At 61.8% G+C, this 25505-nt stretch carries 20 protein-coding genes; 12 read left to right on the top strand and 8 right to left on the bottom strand.

The features are described 5' to 3' along the window. Positions 1 to 81 precede the first annotated feature (81 nt). A complete protein-coding gene (locus DT23_RS07405; protein WP_038129923.1) occupies positions 82 to 960 on the top strand; it encodes a DMT family transporter in 879 nt (292 codons plus the stop codon). 93 nt (positions 961 to 1053) lie between these two features. Beyond that, positions 1054 to 2328 carry a phosphopyruvate hydratase gene (eno, locus tag DT23_RS07400; protein ID WP_038129921.1) on the top strand — a complete coding sequence of 425 codons (1275 nt, stop codon included), beginning with the start codon at positions 1054 to 1056 and terminating at the stop codon, positions 2326 to 2328. Positions 2329 to 2389: 61 nt separating this feature from the next. Here eno and DT23_RS07395 read toward each other — a convergent pair whose 3' ends face one another. Further along, positions 2390 to 3499, bottom strand: coding sequence for an anhydro-N-acetylmuramic acid kinase (locus DT23_RS07395; RefSeq protein ID WP_038129917.1), 1110 nt, complete (start codon positions 3497 to 3499; stop codon positions 2390 to 2392). Positions 3500 to 3558: 59 nt separating this feature from the next. Between DT23_RS07395 and tyrS the strand changes: the two genes are divergently transcribed. Further along, positions 3559 to 4809 (top strand): tyrosine--tRNA ligase, encoded by a 1251-nt coding sequence (gene tyrS, locus DT23_RS07390; protein WP_038129914.1) that lies wholly within the window; start codon positions 3559 to 3561, stop codon positions 4807 to 4809. Positions 4810 to 4842: 33 nt separating this feature from the next. Here the strand turns inward: tyrS and DT23_RS07385 are convergent, their stop codons facing one another. The 6 genes from DT23_RS07385 to mprF form a co-directional block, all read right to left on the bottom strand. Then, complete coding sequence (locus tag DT23_RS07385; RefSeq protein WP_038129912.1) at positions 4843 to 5811, bottom strand: GAF domain-containing protein; 969 nt, start codon at positions 5809 to 5811, stop codon at positions 4843 to 4845. Positions 5812 to 5956: 145 nt separating this feature from the next. After that, positions 5957 to 6712, bottom strand: coding sequence for an RlmE family RNA methyltransferase (locus DT23_RS07380; RefSeq protein ID WP_038129910.1), 756 nt, complete (start codon positions 6710 to 6712; stop codon positions 5957 to 5959). Continuing rightward, positions 6712 to 7854: a Ppx/GppA phosphatase family protein gene (locus tag DT23_RS07375; protein WP_038129906.1), complete on the bottom strand. Its 1143-nt coding sequence runs from the start codon at positions 7852 to 7854 to the stop codon at positions 6712 to 6714. The genes DT23_RS07380 and DT23_RS07375 overlap by 1 nt, the downstream gene beginning before the upstream one ends. A 203-nt stretch (positions 7855 to 8057) precedes the next feature. Continuing rightward, complete coding sequence (locus DT23_RS07370; RefSeq protein WP_038129905.1) at positions 8058 to 8903, bottom strand: fumarylacetoacetate hydrolase family protein; 846 nt, start codon at positions 8901 to 8903, stop codon at positions 8058 to 8060. A gap of 58 nt (positions 8904 to 8961) precedes the next feature. Further along, positions 8962 to 9285: a YidH family protein gene (locus DT23_RS07365; protein ID WP_038129902.1), complete on the bottom strand. Its 324-nt coding sequence runs from the start codon at positions 9283 to 9285 to the stop codon at positions 8962 to 8964. Then, the gene (mprF, locus tag DT23_RS07360; RefSeq protein WP_081846982.1) at positions 9285 to 11921 is read right to left on the bottom strand and encodes a bifunctional lysylphosphatidylglycerol flippase/synthetase MprF; all 2637 of its coding nucleotides are present in this window, start codon (positions 11919 to 11921) and stop codon (positions 9285 to 9287) included. Before mprF ends, DT23_RS07365 begins: the two co-directional genes overlap by 1 nt. A 694-nt stretch (positions 11922 to 12615) precedes the next feature. Between mprF and DT23_RS07350 the strand changes: the two genes are divergently transcribed. From DT23_RS07350 to DT23_RS07335, 4 genes are read left to right on the top strand one after another with little or no spacing between them, the layout of a single operon-like run. Further along, the gene (locus DT23_RS07350) at positions 12616 to 14190 is read left to right on the top strand and encodes a cbb3-type cytochrome c oxidase subunit I (RefSeq protein ID WP_051697110.1); all 1575 of its coding nucleotides are present in this window, start codon (positions 12616 to 12618) and stop codon (positions 14188 to 14190) included. Next, entirely contained in the window at positions 14187 to 14837 is a 651-nt protein-coding gene (locus DT23_RS07345) for a cbb3-type cytochrome c oxidase subunit II (protein ID WP_051697109.1), read from the top strand. The genes DT23_RS07350 and DT23_RS07345 overlap by 4 nt, the downstream gene beginning before the upstream one ends. A gap of 17 nt (positions 14838 to 14854) precedes the next feature. After that, positions 14855 to 16138, top strand: a complete 1284-nt coding sequence (locus tag DT23_RS18475) for a c-type cytochrome (protein ID WP_051697108.1) — start codon at positions 14855 to 14857, stop codon at positions 16136 to 16138. Continuing rightward, a complete protein-coding gene (locus DT23_RS07335; protein ID WP_051697107.1) occupies positions 16128 to 17183 on the top strand; it encodes a c-type cytochrome in 1056 nt (351 codons plus the stop codon). The genes DT23_RS18475 and DT23_RS07335 overlap by 11 nt, the downstream gene beginning before the upstream one ends. Before the next feature lie 76 nt (positions 17184 to 17259). On the opposite strand, the gene pepN is transcribed toward DT23_RS07335, so the two are convergent. After that, the gene (pepN, locus tag DT23_RS07330; protein WP_038130018.1) at positions 17260 to 19818 is read right to left on the bottom strand and encodes an aminopeptidase N; all 2559 of its coding nucleotides are present in this window, start codon (positions 19816 to 19818) and stop codon (positions 17260 to 17262) included. 295 nt (positions 19819 to 20113) lie between these two features. Between pepN and DT23_RS07325 the strand changes: the two genes are divergently transcribed. The 5 genes from DT23_RS07325 (at position 20114) to modC (ending at position 25447) form a co-directional block, all read left to right on the top strand. After that, entirely contained in the window at positions 20114 to 22279 is a 2166-nt protein-coding gene (locus tag DT23_RS07325; protein WP_038129895.1) for a malate synthase G, read from the top strand. Beyond that, positions 22276 to 22698, top strand: a complete 423-nt coding sequence (locus tag DT23_RS07320; protein ID WP_038129891.1) for a GlcG/HbpS family heme-binding protein — start codon at positions 22276 to 22278, stop codon at positions 22696 to 22698. The genes DT23_RS07325 and DT23_RS07320 overlap by 4 nt, the downstream gene beginning before the upstream one ends. Positions 22699 to 22948: 250 nt before the next feature. Continuing rightward, a complete protein-coding gene (modA, locus tag DT23_RS07315; RefSeq protein ID WP_038129889.1) occupies positions 22949 to 23692 on the top strand; it encodes a molybdate ABC transporter substrate-binding protein in 744 nt (247 codons plus the stop codon). Continuing rightward, entirely contained in the window at positions 23689 to 24387 is a 699-nt protein-coding gene (gene modB, locus DT23_RS07310) for a molybdate ABC transporter permease subunit (RefSeq protein WP_038129886.1), read from the top strand. Before modA ends, modB begins: the two co-directional genes overlap by 4 nt. Next, entirely contained in the window at positions 24380 to 25447 is a 1068-nt protein-coding gene (gene modC / locus DT23_RS07305) for a molybdenum ABC transporter ATP-binding protein (RefSeq protein WP_038130015.1), read from the top strand. The genes modB and modC overlap by 8 nt, the downstream gene beginning before the upstream one ends. Positions 25448 to 25505 lie beyond the last annotated feature (58 nt).

Genomic DNA, 25505 nt, shown 5'->3' with positions numbered 1-25505 from the left:
GCCCAGCCAATCTAGCCGCCCCTTGCCCCGCATCGCGCGCCCCGATAAGGCTGCGATACATTCCCGTTTTCCGAGAGCCGCATGGACCTGAGCCGCGAAAATTTCCAAGGCAGTTTGCTGATGGTCGCCGCAATGGCGGGCTTTGCGCTGGAAGACATGTTCGTCAAGGCAATGGGCGAGCGTCTGCCTGTGGGCGAGGTGCTCATGCTGCTCGGCTTTGGCGGCGCGTCCCTGTTTGGCGCGATCGCGCTGTCGCGGCGCGACCGACTGATATCGCGCGATCTGCTGGCGGGGTCGGTCCTACTGCGCAATGGCGGCGAGATCCTTGGCACGGTGTGTTTCGTCGCGGCGGTGATTTTCACCCCCCTCGCGCAGGCGTCGGCGATTTTGCAGGCCACGCCGCTGGCCGTCACCTTGGGGGCTGCGCTGTTCTTTGGCGAGGCGGTAGGCTGGCGACGCTGGTCGGCGATCTGGGTTGGCTTTCTAGGCGTGATGATCGTGATCCGCCCCGGCACCGAGGGGTTCTCGCTGCTTTCCCTGTTGCCCGTTGTGGCGGTGGTGGGATTGGCCGCGCGCGATCTGGCGACGCGCAAAGTGCCCCGCGCGATCACCTCGATGCAGCTTGCGACCTATGGTTTTGGCGTGGTGGTGCCCGCAGGCGCGGTGATTCAGATGTTCAGCCCCGCGCCGATGCTGATGCCAAGCACGGCCGAATGGGCGATGATCGCAGGCGCGCTGATCGTCGGGCCGCTTGGCTATTACGCGCTGATCCTCGCGATGCGGATCGGTGAGGTCTCGGTGATCACCCCGTTTCGCTATTCGCGCCTGATTTTCGCGGTGATCATCGGCTGGAGCGTGTTCTCCGAGCCGCCAGATCGCTGGACCCTGATCGGCGGAGCGGTGATCGTGGGATCGGGGCTTTATACGCTGTGGCGCCAAGCCCGGTTGCGCCGCAGATAGGCGCCACGCAAATTTCATACCGCCTGCCCTTTTCGCCCGCCCCGCAGCGGTCTATAGGTTTCTCAGCCTTAATTTACCCATAAGGGGAGCGATATGAGCACCATCATCGACATTCACGCCCGCGAAATTCTGGACAGCCGGGGCAATCCCACGATCGAGGTCGATGTGATCCTCGAAGATGGCACAATGGGGCGCGCCGCTGTGCCCTCGGGGGCCTCGACGGGCGCGCATGAGGCGCATGAGCGCCGCGACGGCGACAAGGACCGCTATTTCGGCAAGGGCGTTCTTGAGGCGGTGATGGCCGTCAATGGCGAGATCGCCGAGGCGCTGGTGGGCGAAGATGCCACCGAGCAGGTCGAAATCGACCGTGCGATGATCGAACTTGACGGCACCGACAACAAGGGCCGTCTGGGTGCAAACGCGATCCTCGGCGTCTCGCTGGCGGTTGCCAAGGCTGCGGCAGATTATTCGACCCTGCCGCTTTACCGCTATGTGGGCGGCACCTCGGCGCGCGTCTTGCCGGTTCCGATGATGAACATCATCAATGGCGGCGAACATGCCGACAACCCGATCGACGTGCAGGAATTCATGATTATGCCGGTCGGCGCGGGCAATATCCGCGACGCAGTGCGCATGGGCTCGGAAGTGTTCCACACGCTTAAAAAAGAACTCAGCGCGGCTGGCCTGAACACCGGGCTTGGCGATGAGGGCGGCTTTGCGCCCGAGCTTAGCTCGACCACGGCGGCGCTCGATCTGATCCTGAAATCCATCGAGAAAGCGGGCTATAAACCGGGCGAGGATATCTATCTTGCGATGGATTGTGCCTCGACCGAGTATTACAAGAACGGCAAATACGAGATGAAGGGCGAAGGCCTGAGCCTCAGCGCCGCCGAGAATGTCGACTATCTCGAAAAACTTCTGAACGCTTATCCGATCATCTCGATCGAAGACGGAATGGCAGAGGATGACTGGGAAGGTTGGAAGTTGCTGACCGAGCGTCTGGGCGACAAGGTGCAACTGGTAGGCGACGATATTTTCGTGACCAACCCGGCGCGCCTTGCACGCGGCATCGAGGACGGCATCGCCAACTCGCTGCTGGTCAAAGTGAACCAGATCGGCACTCTGACCGAAACGCTGCAAGCCGTCGATATGGCCCACCGCGCGGGCTTCACCAACGTCATGAGCCATCGCTCGGGCGAGACCGAAGATAGCACCATCGCCGATCTGGCCGTGGCCACCAATTGCGGGCAGATCAAGACCGGCTCGCTGGCGCGCTCGGACCGGTTGGCGAAATACAACCAGCTGATCCGCATCGAGGAAATGCTGGGCGAGACCGCAGAATACGCGGGCCGTTCGATCCTGAAATAAGGATTTCATCTAGCCCGAAAATACTCCCGCCGGAGGCACCCGCCTCTGGCGGGTTTCTTTTTTACCCCGGTCGGGAAATCTTGCCGCCCCCGATCAACGCCCCGACCCCGGTGGTCGATGGCCCCGAGGTCGGCAAGCCCCGCGCCACGCGCACCGCCAGATAGGCAAACGCCTGCGCTTCCAGCATATCGCCATCCAAGCCGATATCCTCAATCGGCTGCACGGGGATATTCATGCGCGATTGCAACGCCACCATCAGCGCCGCGTTCAGCCGCCCGCCGCCGGTGACATAGATCGCCTCGGGCGGGACCGGATAATGCTCACCGCCCCGCACAACTGAGGCAGCGGCGCAGGCGGTCAGGGTGGCGGCGGCATCTGCATCACTCAACTCGGAAACGCGCGAAAGCATGTCGTGAAAATCATTGCGATCCAGTGACTTGGGCGGCATGCGCAGGAAATAGGGGTGGTTGAGAAAGCCTTGCAAGACCGCCTCATCCACGCGCCCTTCCAGCGCCAGCGCGCCGCCCTCATCCTGATCCAGCTTGCGCCGCATCCGCATCAGATCATTGATCGGTGCATTAGCGGGGCCGGTGTCAAAGGCCAGCACCGCGCCGGGCACTTCCGGCCCCGGTTGGCGCGGATCGACCCACGTCACATTGCCCACCCCGCCCAGATTGAGAAACACCACAGGCCCCGTCAGACCCGCATATTTCGCGCAGGCGAAATGGAAGAATGGCGCAAGCGGCGCGCCCTGCCCGCCCATCTCGACATCGGTTGAGCGGAAATCCCAAACCACCGGACGCCCCAGCACCTCGGCCAGAACCGAGCCATCGCCCGCCTGATGCGTGCGGCGCAGGCCGTGGCGACCATCGGGGTCATGCGCCAAGGTCTGGCCGTGAAAGCCGATCAGGCTTGCTTCGCTGAAGCCTGACAGAATTTCGGCATGGGCGGTTTCGACCACTTCTGCGGCCGCATCAACGCCCTCATCATCCGGCCAACACCCCAAAGCGGCATGCAAAACGTGACGTTCGCTGTCGGAATATGGGCGATACTCGGATCGGCCAAAGTCAAAAATCTGCTCGCCATCACTTAACACCAGCGCGGCATCCACGCCGTCCAGTGACGTTCCCGACATCGTACCTGCCGCCCAGACCGGACCCGGTTTCAACATGGCTTCCCTCTCGCCGCCCTCCCCGATATACGCACGCTGTCAGGAAAGGAACAAGCACGATGACCTACCATCCCAAATCAGACTTCATGCGTGTGATGATGGAGCGCGGCTTTCTCGCCGATTGCACCGATTATCAGGGGCTTGACGAGGCTATGGTCAAAGGGGTCGTGCCGACCTATATCGGCTATGACGCAACGGCGAGCTCGCTGCATGTCGGGCATCTGCTCAACGTCATGATGCTGCGCTGGTTGCAAAAATCCGGACACAAGCCGATCACGCTGATGGGCGGGGGCACCACCAAGGTGGGCGATCCCTCTTTCCGTGCCGATGAGCGCCCGCTGCTGACGCCTGCGCAGATTGACGCCAATATCGCGGGGATGAAGCAGGTTTTCGCGAAATATCTCAGCTATGGCGACGGGCCGAGCGACGCGCTGATGCTGAATAATGCGGAATGGCTGGACGGGCTGAACTACCTCGATTTCCTGCGCGATATCGGGCGGCATTTCTCGGTCAACCGGATGCTATCTTTTGAGTCGGTGAAATCGCGGCTGGATCGCGAGCAATCGCTCAGCTTCCTTGAATTCAACTACATGATCCTGCAAGCCTATGATTTTCTTGAACTCAACCGCCGCTACGGCTGTCTGTTGCAGATGGGCGGGTCCGATCAATGGGGCAATATCGTCAACGGGATCGACCTGACGCGTCGGGTGCTGGACCATGAGATTTTCGGCCTGACCTCGCCGCTGCTGACCACCTCGGATGGCAAGAAAATGGGCAAAAGCCAGTCGGGTGCGATCTGGCTCAATGAGGACATGCTAAGCCCTTACGAATTCTGGCAATTCTGGCGCAACACGACCGATGCCGATGTCGGGCGATTCCTGAAACTGTATACTGAATTGCCTGTTGCGGAATGCGATCGCCTTGGCGCGCTGGAAGGGTCTGAAATCAACGACGCCAAGATTATCCTCGCCAATGAGGTCACTGCCCTGTGCCACGGCCGCGCTGCTGCCACGGCTGCCGAGGCCACCGCGCGTGAAGTGTTTGAAAAGGGCGGCGTGGGCGATGACCTGCCCACCCTGACGCTCAGCGCGGACGAGTTGGGCGAAGGCATTTCGCTGGCGCAACTGGTGGTGCGCTCGGGCCTTGCGAAAACGGGCAAGGATGGCAAGCGGCTGATCGCAGAAGGCGCGTTGAAGGTGAATGACGAGAGCTGCAATGACGCGGGCCGGATGTTCACCGCCGCCGATCTGGCAAGCCCGGTGAAACTGTCTGCGGGCAAGAAACGCCACGCGCTGGTCAGCCTTGGCTGACGCCCAATGCCGTCCGGGAAACCCCGGGCGGCGCTACACGCCCAGTTCCAGCGCCTTGGCCTTGCGATAAAATGTCGCCCGTCCAATCCCCAGATCGCGCGCCGCTGCTGATACGTTGCCACCGTTGCGCGCCAAAGCCCGCGCCATCGCGGCACGCTGGGCCTCTTGCAGACCACCGCGCACGCCCTGCCCGATCAGGTCATTGGCAGGCGTCGCGCCGATCTGCTCGGGCGAAATGCCCAGATATTTGCGCGCAGCCCGCGTGGCACCCACCACCAGATCATCGCGATCCAGCGCCAGCAGCATCACCCCTTGCGCCGCGTTCTCGCCCGGCCCCGCCGACAGGATCCGCGCGCCTTGGAAAGCGGCGCGGAACAGATCGCCCTCGATGCGTTGCGCGGCGTCTTGGGCGGTCAGCGCGACAAGGCTCGCATAGCCCTCGGTCATATCCTCACGCGCGGAGCTGACGTCAATCACCCCAGCCAGATCGCCCTGCGCGCCAAAAACCGGCGCGCCCATGCAGGTCAGCCCGGTATTACCCGACAGAAAATGCTGATCACGCCAGACCGTGACCGCGCGCCCCTCGGCCAGACAGGTGCCGATCCCATTGGTGCCCTGCGCGCCCTCGGACCAATCCAGACCGGGCGCAAGGTTCGAGGAATGAAACGCACCCACATCACCGGCATGCACGCGCTCATCCAAGATCAGACCACCCGCGTCCGACAGCAAAACCGTGCAACCCGCATCGCAGGCCGCGCGCGCCAGACGGTCCAACACCGGAGCCGCGATTTGCAGCAACAGCCCCGAGGCTTCGCGGCGCGCACGCATCTCGGCGTCGGTCAGGCGCGCGTCATGGGGCATCGCCGCCGGGTCGATTTTGTGATGGATCAGCGAGCGGCGCCAACTGGCGGCAAAGCCCGCGCGCCCCGCCGATTTGGGCGAGGAGACGACTTCACGCACGATGTCGGCGTGATGACGTTGCGATACATGATGTCGCGACATGCGAAAGCCTCCCCTCTTGCGCAAGTACAAGCGGTAAGGTTAGCCCGATTCGGACCTTTCACAATGCGAATTCAGCTTGATTAAGGGGCGCACCTGTCTCAGAACCGAGACAGACGGGATTGCGCGCGGATCTTCGCTGACGGGTTTATTCGTCAGCGTCCCCTGCTTGCGCACCCTCATGACGACGCCCGCGAAAGCCTTGAGCGACGACAAATTTCTCGGAACTGTTAGAGCGCGACGCAGGCGGCTTCACATTTGCAACCTTGTCAAAATTCTTCTTTAGCGTGGTCAAAAGCCCCTGTTCGGCCCCTCCGGCTAGCACTTTTGCAACAAAAGTGCCGCCCGGTTCCAAAACGTCAAAGGCAAACTCGGCCGCCGCCTCACACAGGATGATAATGCGCAAGTGGTCGGTGTTTTGATGGCCCGAACTGGAGGCCGCCATATCCGACATCACCACATCGGCCTTGCCACCAAGCCAGCCCTTGACCTTGTCATCCGCACCCTCGTCGAGGAAATCAAGCTGGTGGAATTCCGCGCCCGGCACATGATCGACCTCTTGCAGATCGACGCCCAGCACCGTGCCCACGCGCTTGCCCGATTTCTCGCCCAACGCATTGACCCGCTTGACCGCGACCTGCAGCCAGCCACCGGGCGCACAGCCCAGATCGACCACCCGCGCGCCGGGCACGAGGAAGCGATATTTCTCGTCCAGTTCCAAGATCTTATAGGCGGCGCGACCGCGATAGCCCTCTTTCTTGGCACGCACGACATAAGGGTCGTTTAGCTGGCGTTCCAGCCACAGCGTCGAGGACAGCTTGCGCCCCTTGGCGGTTTTCACGCGCACGCGCAGATCGCGCTCGCCGCGCCCGGAGGTATTTTTGCCACTCGGAGTCTTTGCCATTATTCCATCTCTTCCAACACGCCGTCCCCGGCCATCTGCGCGTATAACAGACCTTCACGCAGACCGCGATCCGCAACACTCAACTGATCGGTCGGCCAGACCCGCATCAAGGCCTGCAAGATAGCCGCCCCCGACATGATCAGCGTATGACGGTCACGCCCGATTCGCGGATCAGCGCGCCGCCCCGCCGGTCCCAGCGTCAGGAACGAGCGGATCACCGCATCAATCTGCGCCGAGTTCATCATCAAACCATCAACGCGATTGCGATCATAGCGCTTGAGCCCAAGATGACAGGCCGCAACCGTCGTCACCGTGCCGCTTGTGCCGATGATCTGAAAGCCCTCTTGCGGACTGCCTGAGGCGTAAGGCGTGAAATCGGCCAGCTTTTCTTCAAAGAACCAGCTCATTAGCGCAAAGCGCGCGGCGTCATCTTCAACGTCCGCGAACTGATCTTTCAACGTCGCCACCCCCAGCGGCACCGAGATCCAATCGACCACGCGCGCGGCCGGAATGGGTCCGTCAGGTTGGTTAAACCCCTGCCCCAACCGCATAATCGCGCGCGCGCGATCGCCCGGCGGCACATCTTCAAGGTCGATCCAGACCAGCTCGGTCGAGCCACCGCCAATATCGACGACCAGCACCTGTTCGGATTTCGGACTGACCAGCGAGGCGCAGGAAATGACGGCCAGTTGCGCCTCTTCCTCGGCGGCGATGATTTCCAGCGGCAGACCGGTTTCGCGGCGCACATAGCGCATGAAATCGCGCGCATTCTTGGCACGCCGACAGGCCTCGGTCGCGACAAGCCGCATCCGTTTGACACCATGCGAGTCGATCTTGCGGCGACAAATTTGCAAAGCTTGCACCGTGCGCGCCATCGAGTTGCGCGACAAACGGCCATAAGTTTCAAGACCTTGGCCTAGCTGGACCGCCTTTGAAAAGCTGTCCACGACCTGAAACTGCGCGCCCATGGGTCGGGCGATCAGCATCCGGCAACTGTTGGTGCCAAGATCAAGGGCAGCATAAAGCTCCCCCGCCTCGGCGGTCTGGGCCGCGGACTGCTCGACCAATGGCGGCTTTCCGGATTTACCGGAGCGTGCCGTTTTCGGGAGCGCGCCCGCCGACCGGGGACGCCTGGGCGCCATAGTAACGCCCTCCGATTTCAAGTTACCTTGAAGCTATCGTGTTGGGCTGCGCGCCACAAGGGAGCGTTACGCGGAAGTGATAGGAATTGGTGTGGGCAGGGCCGCAAGTTGCACGCCCTGCCCTTCCTCTTGATCAAAATATCCCGGGGGAGACGGTCAAAGCCGTCGGGCTTTGACCGTTGGGGGCAGCGCCCCCCGCTTTCTCAGGTATCAGCCACAACCTCGGCGCGTTGCTGGCCCAAACCCTCAATCTCCAACTCGACCACATCACCGGGGCGCAGGAAGCGCGGGGTAGGCATGCCCATTGCGACGCCTGGCGGGGTGCCTGTTGAGATCACATCGCCCGGATGCAGCGTCATGAACTGCGACAGATAGCTCACCAGCTTGGCCACGCCAAACACCATTGTCGCAGTGGAGCCGTCCTGCATCACCTCGCCATTAACGCTGAGTTTCATCGACAGGTTTTGCGGATCAGCCACCTGATCGCGCGTCACAAGCCACGGTCCAAGCGGGCCAAAGCTGTCACAGCTTTTGCCCTTGGTCCATTGACCGGTACGGTCTTTTTGATAGCTGCGCTCAGAGACATCATTGGCCAGCACAAAGCCTGCAACGTGCTTCAGCGCGTCCGCCTCGCTGACATATTTCGCCGCCGTGCCGATGACGATGCCCAGCTCGATTTCCCAATCCAGCTTTTCCGCCCCGCGCGGAAGCACGATAGGGTCGTTCGGGCCTTGGATCGCCGAGGTGGCTTTCATGAAAATCAGCGGCTCGTCTGGCACTTTTGACCCCGACTCGGCGGCGTGATCGGCGTAGTTCAGGCCGATGCAAATCATCTTGCCCGTGCCTGCAATCGGGGTGCCCAGACGTGTGCCTGCGGGCACGACTGGCAGCTCAACCGGATCAAGCGAGCCAATCGCTGCCAGCCCGTCATCGCTTAGCACCGCGCCGCCGATATCCGCCACCTGCCCCGACAGGTCGCGCATCACGCCCTGATCATCCAGCAGTCCCGGTTTCTCGTCACCCTTAGGGCCAAAACGTAGCAGTTTCATCGCCTATCCTCCGTGATTTGGCGCCATCAAGGCAGCGCGGGCACACAAGTTCAAGACCTCACAGAACATGGATCACGAATATTCCCGTGAGCACGATCATCGAAATGACCAGCGCCACCAACACCACATCGGGCCAGTTGCGACTGAGCTGATCCAGCTCTTCATCAGCGTCAATGCGGCGGCGCAAAAGATGCATGCGGATGAAGGCCAGCACCACAACCACGCCGCCCGTCCCGATCATCGCCAGATCAGACCAGAGCGGCACGCTTGTTCCCGTCAGCTTGGCCGCCGTCAGCCCGACGCCCACAATCGCAATGGCCGTGCGCAGCCACGCCAGAAAGGTGCGCTCATTGGCGGCGTGGTCTTTGAAATTGGGGATCATCAGCCCTTCTCCTTGCCTTCGCGGCGCACCAACCCGCGCACCCCGCCCGAGATCAGCACGTTTACCTCGTAAAGGACACGCGGAACGGCCAAGCCGCCGGGGCTGGCAAGGTAATGAGGCGACCAGACCGGGTCCCATCTTTCCTTGAAACTGCGCAGCCCCTCAAAGCTGTAAAGCCGCTCGCCATGTTCATACAAGAACCCGCCCAGCCGGTTCCAGACCGAGGCCAGGCGGTGACGTTCAATCCCCGAAAACGGCGCATTGCCAAGGCGGAACCATTTGAAGCCGCCCGCCTGCGCCCAAAGGATCATCTCGCTGAAAAGCTGGTTCATGCCATAGCCCGGACAGCCCGCATCATAGCGCATCAAATCGACGCATAACTCACGCCCGTTGCCCTTTAAGAGGTTGGCAAAGGCCACGATTTTTCCGTCCGGATCGCGCAGCACCGCGCAGTCGAAATTGACGATGTAATCATCGGTGAACGCGCCCAGCGCAAAGCTTTTCTCCTCGCCTTGTTTTTGCGCGAGCCACGCATCGGAAATTGCGCGCAGCTCGGGCAGATGCGCGGGCACCTGCGCGGCGGGGATGACCTCAAACTTGAACCCGTCACGCGGGCCTTTGCTTAACGCATAGCGGAAATTTTTCTTTTTCGGGCCGTCAAGCGAGAACGTCTCAAGGTCAATGCGCGCGGTCTCTCCGATTTTCACAATCGACAGGCCCATATCAAGGAAGGTGGGCAAAAAGCGTGGCGAAACCCCGTAAAACGCACAGAGCCGCCCGCTGCGATCAGCCTTTTCACGCAAGGCCCAGATCAACGAGATCGCGGCCTCCTCCTCGCCCACCGGATCAGCGCGCGCAATCAGCGCCCGCCCCGTATCGGCATAGGCGATAAAGGCGCGGTTTTCAGGATCCAGCAGCACCTCTTTGTCGCCCATCAGGGTCAGTTGCGCCTCGGCGTCATCCGATTGCGCCAGAATATCGCGGACGGCTTGGGGGATTTCCTGACGCGGACGCAGGCGTTTGCGCGCGCTCAGGATTGAGCCGAGCGCGATGATCGCCAGCACGACCGACGCGCCCACCGTGGCACGCAAGAACCGCGAAGCATCGCCTTTCCACGCAAATTGCCACCACAGTGTGTCGCGATATTCGACATGTTTATAGGCGAAAAACCCGATCCATGTGATCGCTGCGACAAGGGCTGTGACCGACACGAACCAGCGCAGATCAAGGCGAAACACCGAGGCATCCTGCACCCGGTAGAAGGCTTGGCGAAACAGGATCAGCAGCCCACCCGAGATCGCGATGGTCAGCGCCTGCTCCCATTCCAGCCCCTTCACGAGCGAGGCCACGATCCCGACGCTCAGCAAGATCAGCGCCATCACCCAAGCCCGCGTCAGACGTTGATACAGCCCCCGCGCCAGCACGATCAGCATCACCCCCGTCACGCTGGCGGTGAGATGCGAGAACTCGACCACCGGCAGCGGCAACACATCACGCAGCAGATCAAGCCGCGAGCCTTCGGCCGGGACCGAGCCCGACAGCATCAGCAAAACGCCCGACACCAACGCCACACCCGCCGCCAAGGGCGGGACCAGCGGCCCCATGATCGCCAGCGCCAGATCGGCGGCGTGATCAAGACGGTGACGCTGCGCCCAAAGCCAGCCCGCCGCCAAGCCCAGCGTGGCAATTGCAAAGGGATAAAGCGTGTAAACCACGCGATACAGCACCAGTGCGGCCAGCAGGTCAGGGCGTGCGCCCGTCCCAAGCCCCGCGATCACCGTGGCCTCGAACACGCCAAGGCCGCCGGGGGAATGGCTGGCAATACCAAGCCCGATTGCGGCCATGAAGATCACAAAGAAATAGGCGTAATTGCCCCCCAGATCGGGCGGTAGCAGCACCCAAAGCGTGAGCGAGGCAAACAGCAGATCGGCCATGCCCGCCAGCATCAACAAGCTGGCGGTGGAGGCGCGCGGCAGATCGGCCTCGATCCCGCGCCAACGCACATGACGCGCGCGCCGCCCCAAGAACGCCATCACCGCGCCCAGCCCCACGATCAGCGCAACGCCCGTGGCCGTCTCAAGCCCCGGCGCAATCGGCAGCACCGCCGACAGGCCCTTGGGGTGAAACATCATCAACAGGCCAAGCAGCGCGACAAGCCCGGTCCAGAACCCGCTCCACGAGGTGCCAAGCGCGAGGGCGGCGCGATGAAACGGTACGCCCGCAGCCACATAGGTGCGCAGGCGCACCGCGCCCCCCGTCAGATAAGACACGCCCAGCAGGTTCGAGATCGCATAGCCCGCGCCGCCCACCAGATAGGCCACGCGCGGGGCCACGATCCCCGGCGCAACCGCGCCCAGCGAGATCACATCGTAAAACGCAATCGCCAGATAACTCAGCGTGGTCGCGCCCAGTGCCAGCAGCAGCGCCTTGGGACTGGCCGCGGAAATATCGGCCACGACCCTTTTCGGGCTGACATCGCCCGCCAGCTTATGCAGCACGAAAATCGCTACGCCCAGCACCAGCAAGGGCAGACCCAGCTTGATGACCGGATGCTCGGCCCAGCGTTGCAGCCGGGCAAAGGGAGGCGCCACGGTGGCAGGCGTCTCAAGCGGAGCGTTCTCGATCTCTTGCGTCATAAAATCCTCACTCGCACATCGCGTATCTATAATATAACCGCATTTTTTCGCAGGGGTCGCGGCATTGCGATGGCGCTTTGCGTTCCGCTTGGCAAGGGCCAAGGTGCAAGCTCCGCTATTGGTGAAATCGCCGAATCATTTCCGAAATCGGGGCGTTCACTGCGCGGCGTTCGCAATGCCAAGGCGCGCCTACACAACAAACGCCGCTTCGGCGCATGTCATATGACATGGCATCAAGTTTCCTCACGCGTAAAGTGAGCGCATTCTCACGTGAATGTTGCGTTTTCGTTAGAAGTGGCATGCCTGCGCCAAGCCGCCAAGCCATGGTTTCAGTTCGTAAAACAACGCGCTGCGCTCGCCGTTCATATTCGCACAGTCAATTTCAACAAAGGCGCCGATCAACAACGATCATCAATGCGTGAGGGGGAGTAGTCGCATCACCGTGAACGCGTCACAATACCTGTTATTGAGTTGCGCTCAGCCGCCGCAATATCTTGATCCAAGCCCATCGCAGGGTGGGAAACTCCCCGACATCTGCAAATATCTGAATGTTACCATAGGGACGAGGATCATGATTGCTTGTGCAGCTCGGAAAAATTTGAACCGCCAACCGGGCCAAGGAGAGCAGGACAATGACGCGAAAATATTTTCCAGCCGACCGCGCCCGAGCCACGTCTGACACCGGAGCCAGCCCATGCAAATAACCCCCACGCTCGGCCTGTTGCTTGCGCTCAGCTTTATCGTCTCGCTTCTGGCGCTGACGGCATTGATCTGGGCCATCGCCAACAAGCAGGTCCACACCCCCGATCAGGACGACGCCCGTTCGATTTTTGAACCCGGTGAGGGTGCCGAGATCGACAGTCCCGCGCGCCCGCACCATTTCGACACGGCGCGCAGCGGTATCGACAAATCGTCCTCGGGTCCGGTCATGTGGCTGATCGGGATGGGGGTGTTCTGGCTGATCTATGGCTCGATTCACGGGCTTGCGGCCTCGCTGGAACTGCACCTGCCCGACCTGATGAGCGGCTCGGCGCATATGACCTTTGGGCGGATGCGCACGGTGCACCTGAACTCGGTCATCTATGGCTGGTCAAGCCAAGCGGGGCTGGCGGCGATCTTCTGGATCATTCCGCGCATCTTTCACACGCCGCTGCGGCTGGGCTGGCTGGTCAATCTAGGAACGCTGATCTGGAATATCGGCGTAGCTGCCGGTGTGCTGGCGATCGCAAATGGCTGGACGGACGGGCTGGAATGGCTGGAAATCCCGTGGCAGATCGACATTGCGCTGGCCATTGGGGCCGCCTGTTTCGTCGCCCCGCTCATCGCGACGACACGCGCGCGCGAAGTGCATCACATCTACGTCTCGGGCTGGTATTTCCTCGCCGCCGTGCTGTGGTTCCCGATGCTGTTCATCATCGCCAATATCCCCGGCCTGCACTGGGGCGTCGAGCAAGCCACGATGAACTGGTGGTTTGCCCATAACGTGCTGGGCCTGTGGCTGACGCCGCTGGGCGTGGGCACGGCTTACTACTTCATCCCGAAGATTATCGGCAAACCGATCTATTCCTACGCGGTTTCGCTGGTGGGGTTCTGGGCCCTGGCGCTGTTTTATTCCCAAGTCGGCATCCACCACCTGATCGGCGGGCCGATCCCGACATGGTTGGTGACGCTGTCGGTGGTGCATTCGATCATGATGTTCGTGCCCGTGATCGCGGTGGCGATCAACCAGCACGTCACGGTGGCGCGCAACCTGTGGGCGCTCAAGGCGTCGATGCCGCTGCGCTTCATCAGCTTTGGCGCGGTGATGTATACGCTGGCCTCGTTCCAAGGTTCGATCGAGGCGCTGCGCTCGGTCAACACGATCACCCACTTCACGCAATACACGATCGGGCACGCGCATCTGGGGGCCTACGCCTTTGTCAGCCTCGTGCTGTTTGGCGCAATCTATCAGATCGTGCCGCGCGCGACGGGCAAGTATTTCCCCTTCCCGCGTTTGATTGCGTGGCATTTCTGGCTCGTGGTGGTGGGCTTTGCGGTCTACTTCTTCTCGCTCACCATTGGCGGCGTGCTGCAAGGGCTGGCGATGCTGGATGCGTCCAAACCCTTTGCCGATAGCGTGACGCTTTTGAAACCCTATCTTGAGGGGCGCTCGCTGGGCGGCGGGTTGATGACGCTGGGCCATATCCTGCTGGCTGTGAACCTGATCGCGCTCGCTTTCTCCAAGCGCACGCGTGACCTTGAAACCGAAAAAATGGTGGCTGCCCAATGAACCGCTATCTTCCATTAGTCATCGTATCGCTGGCCATCCTGTCTTTCGCCACGCTGTTGCTGGTGATCATCCCGGGTATGCAGATTGCCAAGAGCGGGGCATCTCCCGGCCTCAAACCCTACACCGTAGCCGAGGCGCGCGGGCGGGCGGTTTATGTGTCGATGGGCTGTCTTTACTGCCACAGCCAGCAACCTCGTGACGAGGCGCAAGCACCGGACGGCGAACGCGGCTGGGGTCGGGCCTCGGTTTCGGGCGATTACGCCTATGACACGCCCCACCAACTGGGCACGATGCGCACCGGGCCGGACCTGATGAATATCGGCGACCGCCTGCCCTCGCAGGGCTGGCAGTTGACCCATCTCTATCAGCCGCGCGCCATCGCAAGCTGGTCGATCATGCCCGCCTACCCCTACCTGTTCGCCCATAAAGCCAAGGCCGATCCCGGCGATGTCGTGGTCAAACTGCCCCCGGCTTATGCCCCGAAAACGGGTGTGATCGTGGCCAAGCAGGATGCGCTGGATCTGGTGAGCTATCTGCAAGGCATGAAGCATGACTACGCCCCGCCAACAGATGGTTTGCGCGATGACGGCTATGAGCTGATGGCCGCGCAGCAGCACAATAACGACGCCGCCAAGGCCAGTAAGTGAGCCAAGGGAGACGAGTGATGACCGATAAAAACAAGCAAGACCCAAGGCTCCCGGATGAAACATTCGAGCCTTACGAAGAACCCCGCCGCATTCCGATGCCGGTCTACTGGATCGCGATTGCTCTGGCGATCTGGGGCGTCGTGATGCTGGTGCAAATGAGCTATTCCACCAAGATCGGCGACAAGGAACGCGCGTCGATGAGCGATCAAGAGGTCGCCGCCACCACTCCGGTTAAAGCCGAGCCGAAACCCGATGCCGGCAAGGCGCTGTTTGCCGATAATTGCGCAAGCTGTCATGGCGATGCGGGCGAAGGGGTGGCCGATGCGATCCCGCCGCTGCATGCCTCGGACGTGGTCAAAGCAGGCGGAGCCAGTGCCATCACCCATATCGTGATGCGCGGCATTGGCGGGCCGCTGATCGTGGACAAGGCGAATTACGACGGCGAGATGCCCAGCTTCGCTTCGGTGCTTGATGACAAGGATATCGCCTCGATTGCCAATTTCGTCGCAAGCGATCTGAACGGTCTCAAAAGCACGGTTACCCCCGCTCAGGTGGCTGAAATTCGCACCGCCAGCGCGGATCTAAACCCGTGGGATGGCGGCTCGGGTCTGGCGGGTCTGATCAATGGCCTGCCCGCGCAACCCGCTAGCGAAACCGCCCCCGCACCAAGCCCCGATGCCGCTGCGACAGCCGCGCTGGCAATGCACGGCACGAACGAAATCTGGTCCTGCGCAAGCTGTCACGGCGACAAGGGCGAAGGCACGCAAACCATTCCGCGTCTGGCCGGGCTGGCCCCCGCCTATCTTGCCAAGCAGTTGCATGACTTCAAAGAAGGCACGCGCATCAACGACTCGATGGATTACGTCGTCAAATCCCTGAGCGACAAACAAATCATCGAGTTGGCGAACTACTACGGCGCAATGAGCAGCCCTTCAGGCGCCCGCCCCTCCCTGGAAGGCGATCTGGCGCGCGGCGAGAAAATCGCGCTTGAAGGAGACTGGACCAAAAATGTCCCCGCCTGCTTTACCTGCCACGGCCCCTCGGGCATTGGCGTGGGCGACAAGTTCCCCGGTCTGGCCGCCCAGCAACCCGCCTATATCGCGCATCAACTGGCGATGTGGCAGGGCGGCTCGCGCCACAACTCGCCGCTTGGCCTGATGGCGGGGATCGGCAAATCACTAAGCGATGCCGACCGGCGCGCGGTCGCAGACTACCTCGCCTCGCTGCCCCCGGCGGCGGCAAATGCCAAACTCGCGCTGGCCGTGAGCGCCACCACCAAGGAGACCTCGAATGGCCAATAAGCACCCCTCTGACATTCCGCCCCCCGGCCCCGATAATGCCGAGCGCGGCCAAACCGCGCTGCGCGCCATCTATGCGATCAGCGGCGGGCTGGCGCTGGTGGTTCTGGGCTCGCTCGTGGTAGATTTCGGCTGGGCCCCAAGCTGGTTAACGGGGCAAAAATCCGCCCCCGTGGCGCAGGTGAAAGGCGAGAAAACCGACCTGTTCACCCCGCCCGATGAACGCACCATTCCCAATGATGACTTCGGTGCCTCGGTGCGGCGCGGCATGGCGATTTTCAATCAAACCGGCACCAATGCGCATGAGTTTGTCGGCAATGATCTGAGCTGCTCGAACTGCCACCTTGATGCCGGGCGGCAGGCCTATTCCGCGCCGATGTGGGCGGCCTATCCGGTCTATCCGAAGTATCGCGGCAAGAATAAAATGGTGAACACCATGGAGGATCGCATCCACGGCTGCTTCACCTATTCGATGAACGCGCAAGGCTCGCCCTCGGGTGGTCCGCCGCCCTATGGCTCGGACGTGTATCGCGATTTGCAAGCGTATTTCTTCTGGATGTCCAAAGGCTTGCCAATCGGAGTTCAACCCGAAGGCGCAGGCTTTGGCAAGATCGACAAGCCCGCCAAAGACCCCTCGCGCGAGCGGGGCGCAGAGGTCTTTGCCGCCAATTGCGCGGTCTGTCATGGCGATGACGGCATGGGGCAGACCGATGCGAACGGCAAGCAGATCTTCCCGCCGCTTTGGGGGCCGCACAGCTTCAACTGGGGGGCCGGGATGCACAAGGTCAGCTCTGCCGCCGCGTTTATTCAGCACAACATGCCGCTCTCGCAACCCGGCAAGCTGAGCGTGCAGGACGCATGGGATGTGGCCGCCTTTATCGACAGCAAACCCCGCCCGAAAGACCCGCGTCAGACCGACGGGATCTCGCTGCAAGAGGCCGATAAGAAATGGCACAAAAGCAGTGCAGATTTCTACGGAGAGACGGTGGACGGCGTGGTTCTGGGCACCGGCTACCCGAAAGATGCCGGGGCCTCGCAAAGCAACTAACGCATTGCGAAAGATATAAAAAACGCGCCCGTGGAATCCCTCGGGCGCGTTTTTTAATGTCTCGGAGGTCGCAGGCCTAGCCCAGCATTCGCGCACTCATTTCCGAAAGATCGCGGCTCAGCCCTTCGGTCTGCGCGATCCGGGCCAACTCGGCGCGCATCAGCGATTGCCGCGTCAGATCATAGCGCGCCCAGGTTTCAAACGCGGTCGACATCCGTGCCGCCACCTGCGGGTTCAGCGGATCAAGGCGCAGCAGCCAGTCAGCGTAAAACCGATAGCCCGCCCCGTCAACGCGATGGAAACCCGCATGATTGGCCGCAAAGCCTGACATCAAAGAGCGGAACCGGTTGGGATTTTTCCAATCAAACAGCGGATCTTGCACAAGCTTTTCAGCGCGTGACAGCGCCTGATCGGGCGCGCTGGCGGTCAACTGGATCGCGAACCATTTGTCCATCACCAAGCGGTCGCCTTGCCAGCGATCCCGGAACGTCGCCAAGGCCGCCTCGCCCACGCCCGCGGCCACGACCTGCCCCAAAGCTGCAAGGCTTTCTGTCATATTGTCGGCCGCATCAAACAGCGCCTGCGCGCGTGCACCGCCATCAATGCGACGCAGCAGCGCCAGCGCCGCCAGACGCAAACTGCGCTGCCCCGCCGGTTCGGGATCAGGGCGATAAGGGCCAGATACGGCCATCGCGTCATACAGCGCGCTCAACGCGTCTTCATGTGCATTTGCCAAAGCCGTCGCGAGCGCCTCACGCGCACGATGAATCGCGACCGGATCGGGCGATTTTCCCGCCTCATGCAGCGCCTGCGCGATCTGATCTTCGGAGGGCAAAGCCAGACACAGCGCGCAAAACGCCGGATCAGCCGCGCCATCCTTTATCAGCGCGCCAATCGCTGCAACATAGGACGGATCAGCCGCGCCGCCCTGCGCCATTGCCACCACGGTTTGCAGCGCCAAACGCCGCCCTGCTTCCCAGCGGTTGAACGGGTCGCTGTCATGGGCCAGCAAAAACGCGGAATCGGGCGGATGGCCTGTGTCAAACTCCAGTACGACAGGTGCGGAAAACCCGCGCAGGATCGAGGGCACGGGGCGCTGGGATAGCCCTTCAAAGACAAAGCTTTGGCGCGGCTCGGTCATCTCCAAGATCTTGGTTTCGATCAGGTCCGCGCCCGTATCTGACAACAGCCCCACCGCAATCGGGATATGGCGTGCGGGTTTGTCGCCCTGCCCCGGCGTTTGGTCAGTCTTTTGCGTGAATTCAAGCGTGTATGTGCCGTCCTTAAAGTCGTCCGACACCTGCAGGCGTGGCGTTCCGGCATCCGTGTACCAATGCTTGAACTGGCGCAAGTCACGCCCGGAACTGTCCTCGAACACCTTCAGCCAATCCTCGATTGTGCAAGCCTGCCCGTCATGGCGTTCAAAATACAGATCCAGCGCATCGCGATAGCCCTGCGGCCCGACAAGCTGGCGCAACATGCCCACGATCTCGGCACCTTTTTCGTAGACGGTCGCGGTGTAGAAGTTGTTGATTTCCTTATAGTGATCGGGGCGCGGCGGATGCGACAGCGGGCCACGATCCTCACGGAACTGGCGCGCGCGCAGGGCGCTCACATCCTCGATCCGCTTGACCGGTCCCAGCCGCATATCGGCGGTAAAGCTTTGGTCGCGATAAACCGTAAGCCCCTCTTTCAGGCAAAGCTGGAACCAGTCGCGACAGGTAATGCGGTTGCCCGTCCAGTTGTGAAAATACTCATGCGCGATGATGCCCTCAATACGCTCGTAATCGCTATCGGTCGCCGTCTCGGGCGAGGCCAGAACCCATTTAGAGTTGAAAATGTTCAACCCTTTGTTCTCCATCGCGCCCATATTGAAGTCATCGACGGCCACAATGTTGAAAATGTCCAAGTCGTATTCGCGACCGTAAACCTGCTCGTCCCATGTCATCGAGCGTTTCAACGCCTCTAGCGCAAAGGCGCAGCGGGTCTCATCGCCCTTGCGCACCCAGATATTGAGCGCAACCTCGCGCCCCGACATCGTGGTGAACGATCCCGAATGGGCCACCAGATCGCCCGCCACCAACGCGAACAGATAGGCGGGCTTGGGCCAGGGATCGACCCATTCGGCGCGGCCGGTTTCCTGCGCGACCGGATTGCCGTTGGACAACAATACCGGCGCATCTCCCGCAACCGTCACATGAAAGCGCGCCATCACATCGGGGCGGTCGGGATAATAAGTGATCTTGCGAAAGCCCTCCGCCTCGCATTGCGTGCAATACATGCCGTTTGACATATACAGCCCCTCAAGCGCGGTATTGGCGGCAGGCGCAATCTCGACCTCGGTTTCCAGCGTAAAGGTCTGCGCAGGCAAGGCCGCAGCGTGGATCACAAGCCCCGTATCGCTTTGGGTATACTCACTGGCCGCCAGCACTCGGCCATCCACCGCGATCTTGCGCAGCACCAGCCCCTCGCCATCCAGTTCCAGTGCCGAAGCCGCACGCAGCGGGCGCATCGCCATGCGCGCGCGCACCTGCGTCGCATCAGGATCAAGGCGGAAATCAAGCCGCACCATCTCGAGTTCGAACGGATAGGGTTGATAATCCGACAGCCGCTTTGTGAGGGTGTTCTGGGTCATGATTTCCTCTGGATTGAAACCGATATTCGTCAGCATAGAGCCTCAGGTAGAAGGCCATTTTAAGTTACGCAACCAGTGCTTAGAACAAGAAAAGGTTATAGCCCTCGCGCGCTGGCATGCAATCGCCATCCAGCCCGCAAAGTAGGGCGAAATCTCGCGGGCAGACCGCCTCTACGCCACCGATCACGCAAAATTGGTTATTTTTAGTTACCAATTTTCGCCTATGTCGTGGAAAATTTCTGGACTCTCGCCCGATCCCGCCACATTTATGGCTCAGACACATCAGGAGGAGCGCATGGCGCAACGAGTAGAACGTGCCGGACTGAAAGTCGCGGTCGAATTGGCGTCCTTTATTGAGGATCAGGCGCTGCCGGGCACCGGTATTGAGCCAAAGGCGTTTTGGGACGGGTTTGGGGCGCTGTTGCACGATCTGGCCCCGAAAAACCAAGCTCTTTTGAAAACGCGCGATGAAATTCAGGCCAGTCTGGATGATTGGCACGCCCATCACCGCGCCGCCGGATTTGATTTCGAGACCTATAAGACCTTTCTGACCGAAATCGGCTATCTTCTTCCCGAAGGCCCTGATTTCACTATCGAAACCCCGGTGACGGACCCCGAGTTTGCCAGCGTTTGCGGCCCCCAGCTTGTCGTGCCGATCACCAATGCACGCTATGCGCTTAACGCTGCCAACGCGCGTTGGGGCAGCCTTTATGATGCGCTTTATGGCACGGATGCGTTGGGCGATCTGCCCGTAGGTCCGGGCTATGACCCCAAGCGCGGCGCCCGCGTGGTAGAGCGCGCAAAGGCGTTTTTGAACGAGGCTGCGCCACTTGCGGGCGGCTCTTGGGCGGATGTGACGGCGCTGCGCGTCGAGAACGGCGTGTTTTTCGTCGAGAACGCTGTGGGTGAGACCGGGCTGGCCGATCCGGGCCAGTTCGCCGGCTTCAACTCCGATGCCGAGGGCGCGCTGTCGCAGGTTTTGCTGGCCCATAACGGCTTGCACATCTGCATCGTGCTGGACCCTGACACCGATGTTGGGCAGTCCGATCCGGCCGATATTGCCGATGTGATCCTTGAGGCGGCGATCAGTTCAATCATGGATTGCGAAGACTCGGTGGCCTGTGTCGACGCCGAGGATAAGGTGTTGGCTTATTCCAACTGGCTAGGCCTGATGAAGGGCGATCTGCGCGAGCAGGTCCGTAAGGGCGACGAGGTCTTTACCCGCCGCCTTGAGGGCGATTTGCACTTTACGGGCGCAGGCGGAGAGCCGGTCACGCTTAAGGGGCGTGCGCTGATGTTGGTGCGCAATGTCGGGCATCTGATGACCACGCCGGCCATCCTGACCCGCGACGGCGCGGAGGCCCCCGAAGGGATGATGGATGCGATGATCACCACGCTTTGCGCGATGCATGATCTCAAGAAAACCGAAGGCCCGCGCAATTCGGTGACAAATTCGGTTTATGTTGTAAAACCAAAAATGCACGGACCAAAAGAAGTCGAATTCGCCTGCGAAATTTTCGACAATGTTGAAAAAGTGCTAGGGCTGCCCGCCCATACTGTCAAACTTGGCATCATGGACGAAGAGCGTCGCACCTCGGTCAACCTCAAGGAATGTATCCGCGCGGCGCGCCATCGGGTGGCCTTTATCAACACCGGTTTTCTGGACCGCACGGGAGATGAAATTCACACCTCGATGCAGGCCGGCCCGATGCTGCGCAAGGGCGAGATGAAAAACCAGCCGTGGATCGAGGCTTACGAGGATCGCAACGTCGATATCGGTCTGGCCTGCGGGCTTGCGGGGCGTGCGCAGATCGGCAAGGGCATGTGGGCGATGCCCGACCGGATGGCCGATATGCTGGCGCAAAAGATCGCCCATCCGCTGGCGGGCGCAAATTGCGCTTGGGTGCCAAGCCCCACCGCCGCTACGCTGCACGCCACGCATTACCACAAGGTAGACGTGCCCAAGCGTCAGGCCGAGATCGTGGCGATGAACCGCCCCGCCCGTCTTGACGATCTGCTGACGATCCCGCTGGCGGCTGGCAAGAACTATTCCGAGGCCGAAATTACCGCCGAGATCGAGAACAACGCCCAAGGCATTCTGGGCTATGTCGTGCGCTGGGTCGATCAGGGCGTGGGCTGCTCCAAAGTGCCCGACATTCACGATGTCGGCCTCATGGAAGACCGCGCGACCTGCCGGATTTCCAGTCAGGCGATTGCGAACTGGCTGGAACATGGCGTGGTCGATCAGCCTCAGGTGATGGAGGCGTTGCGCAAGATGGCCGCGATTGTGGATGGCCAGAATGCAGGCGATCCAAGCTATACGCCGATGGCCCCGGGCTATGACGGGTTCGCGTTTCAGGCGGCGTGCGATTTGTGTTTTCTGGGTACCGTGCAGCCTTCGGGCTATACCGAGCCGGTGCTGCATCAGCGCCGCGCGCAGAAGAAGGAAGAACAGGCATGATTGCCCTTGAGCAGGCTCAAAAGATGATTGATGTGGCCTTGGAAACTGGCGCAAGCGCTGGCTGGAAGCCGCTTTCGGCGGTGGTCTTGGATGGCGGCGGACATGTGCTGGCCTTTGCGCGCGCCGATGGCGCGGCACCGGGGCGGTTCGAGATCGCGCGCGCCAAAGCTTATGGCGCGGTGATGCTCGGCATGGGCGGCAAGGCGCAGATGGCACGCGCCGAGGCGCAGGGTTATTTCATGGCCGCCGTGAACGGGATTTATGGCGGGCAGACCTGCCCGGTGCCCGGCGGCGTGCTGATCCGCGATAACGATGGCTTGGTGATCGGGGCAATGGGCGTGACGGGCGACACGTCAGAGAATGACGCCGAGGCGGCGTTGGCCGGGATCGCGGCGGCAGGATTGACCGGCGAGTCGTAAGACTGGGCGACGGGGCGCGGCCCCTCCGTCGCCGGATGGCGACACGTAACGGCTAAGGAGGGGGCGCTGCCCCTCCGTCGCCGGATGGCGACACGTAACGACTAATGAGGGGGCGCTGCCCCCTTGGCCTGCGGCCAATTCCCCCGGGATATTTCCAACACTTGGAAGCGCGCGAAAAGCGGCTTGTCAGCGGTGCTTGGCTTGCAATATGTTCAACCGGACATATCGACCCCGCAAAAGGTTTACGCCCATGATCCGGATTTTTGCCCTGATATTGCTCTCCCTCGGTTTCGCTTTGCCCGCGCGCGCGGGCGAGGTGACGGTATTTGCCGCCGCGTCGATGAAGACCGCGCTGGATGAGGTGGCGCGAGGCTGGGAGGCGCAGACCGGCAATCTCGCGCATATTTCCTATGCCGGATCGGGGGCTTTGGCGCGCCAGATCACTGCGGGCGCACCGGTCGATATCTTTATCTCTGCCAATCCCGGCTGGATGGAGAGCGTGACCAAGACGGGCAAGGTCAAAGCGCGCGAGGATCTGCTGGCCAATCATCTGGTGTTGATTGCGCATGACCCCGAGGCGGCACCTGTCACCCTTTCGGAAGGGCTTGATTTGAAAGCGCTTTTGAAGGGCGGCAAGCTGGCGATGGCACTGGTGGATGCCGTGCCTGCGGGGCAATATGGCAAGGCGGCGCTGGAGCATTTCGGGCTTTGGGACGGCATCAAAGGTGATGTGGCGCAGGCCGATAACGTGCGCGCGACGCTGATGATGGTGGCGCTGGGGGCTGCGCCTTATGGCATCACCTATGACAGCGATGCGGTGGCCGAGCCGCGCGTGCATGTGGTTGCGACCTTCCCCGATGACAGCCACCCGCCGATCCGCTACCCTGCCGCACGCCTAAGTGACAGCGACGCCGCGCGCAGTTTTTACGCCGCGCTGCGCAGCCCCGAGGCCGCACGGGTCTTCACCGCTCAAGGGTTTCAGGTTCTGAAATGAGTTGGCTCTCGCCCCCGGAATGGCAGGCAGTCGTGCTGTCGCTCAAGGTGGCGGGGCTCGCCACGGCTTGCGCGCTGCCGCCGGGGATTGGCGTTGCCTATTTGCTCGCGCGGGGGCGGTTCGTGGGGCATGGGTTGCTGAACGGGTTGGTGCATCTGCCGCTGATCCTGCCCCCGGTTGTAACGGGGTATTTGCTGCTGCTGGGCTTTGCGCCCAATGGTCCGCTGGGGGCAGCGCTGGCGCGGATCGGCATTGCGCTGGCGTTCAACTGGAAGGGGGCGGCACTCGCGGCGGGGGTGATGGCCTTTCCGCTGATGGTGCGCGCGATCCGGTTGGCGATCGAGGCGGTGGACCCGAGGCTTGAGGCGGCGGCCTCGACACTCGGGGCTTCGCGCGTGTGGGTGTTTGCAACCGTCACCCTACCCCTGATCGTGCCTGGCATCATCGCAGGCGCAATCACCGCATTCGCCAAGGCGATGGGCGAATTTGGCGCCACGATTACCTTTGTGTCCAACATTCCCGGCCAGACCCAGACCCTACCCCTTGCGATCTATTCGCAGTTGCAGGTGCCTGGTGGCGAGGGTTCGGCGGCCAAGCTGGTGGTGATCTCGATTACGCTGGCCCTTGGTGCGCTGTTGGTATCCGAAGCTTTGGCGAAACGCATTGCTGCGCGGATTGCGGGGCGCGATGCTTGAGATTGCGCTGAAACACCAGTTCGCGGGCTTTGCGCTGGATCTTGCGCTGAATGCGCCGGGCGGGATCACCGCGCTGTTTGGTCATTCGGGCGCGGGCAAAAGCACGGTCGTCAACGCGGTTTCGGGCCTGCTGCGCCCCGATCACGGGCGCATCGCGGTGGACGGCGAGGTTTTACTGGACACGCAAGCGGGCATCGCCCTGCCCCCCCATCGCCGCCGCATCGGCTATGTGTTTCAAGAGGCGCGGCTGTTTCCCCATCTCGACATGCGCGCGAACCTGACTTACGGCGCGCGCTTTGCCCCGCCCGGCCCCGGCGTGATCGGGTTTGATCGCGCGGTCGAGATGCTGGGCCTTGGCGCGCTGCTGGACCGGCGTCCTGGCGCCCTATCGGGGGGTGAGGCCGCGCGGGTGGCTTTGGGGCGCGCGCTGCTGTCCAAGCCGCGCATGTTGTTGATGGACGAACCGCTGGCGGCGCTCGACGGGGCGCGCAAGGCCGAGATCCTGCCCTATTTCGAAACCCTGCGCGATGAGGTCAAGCTGCCGATCCTTTATGTCAGCCATGCGCCGGCCGAGGTCGCGCGGCTGGCCAGCTCTGTCGCGCTGCTTGAGGACGGGCATCTGCGCGCCTTTGGTCCGGCGCGCGATGTGCTGGCCGATCCCGGCGCTGCGGGGGGCTTTGGCGGGCGCGCGGCGGGGGCGCTGATCTCGGGGCGGGTCGCGGCGCAAGAACACGACGGGCTGGCGCGGATCGAAACGGCGGGCGGCGCGATTTATCTTGAAGCGCCCGGCATGGCCATGGGCACCGATCTGCGACTGCAAATTCACGGCGCGGATGTGACGCTGGCGCTGGTGCAGCCCGAGCAGGTCTCGGCGCTCAATATCCTGCGCGTCACGGTGTTAGAGGTCGGCGCACCCGATGGCCCCTCGGTTTTCGTGAAACTGGCTTTGGGGGAGGAACGGCTGCTGGCGCGATTGACCACGCGCTCGGTCGCCGCCCTTGGCTTGCGCGCGGGGCTGGAATGTCACGCGATGATCAAGGCGGTGTCGCTGGCATCGTAAGACATCACGCAGCGCGCATGAAAAAGGGCGACCCGAAGGCCGCCCCTTAAAGCTTTGC

Source organism: Thioclava indica (genome assembly GCF_000714545.1).
Taxonomy (GTDB): Bacteria; Pseudomonadota; Alphaproteobacteria; order Rhodobacterales; family Rhodobacteraceae; genus Thioclava; species Thioclava indica.
This window is presented reverse-complemented; position numbering and strand designations above follow the sequence as displayed.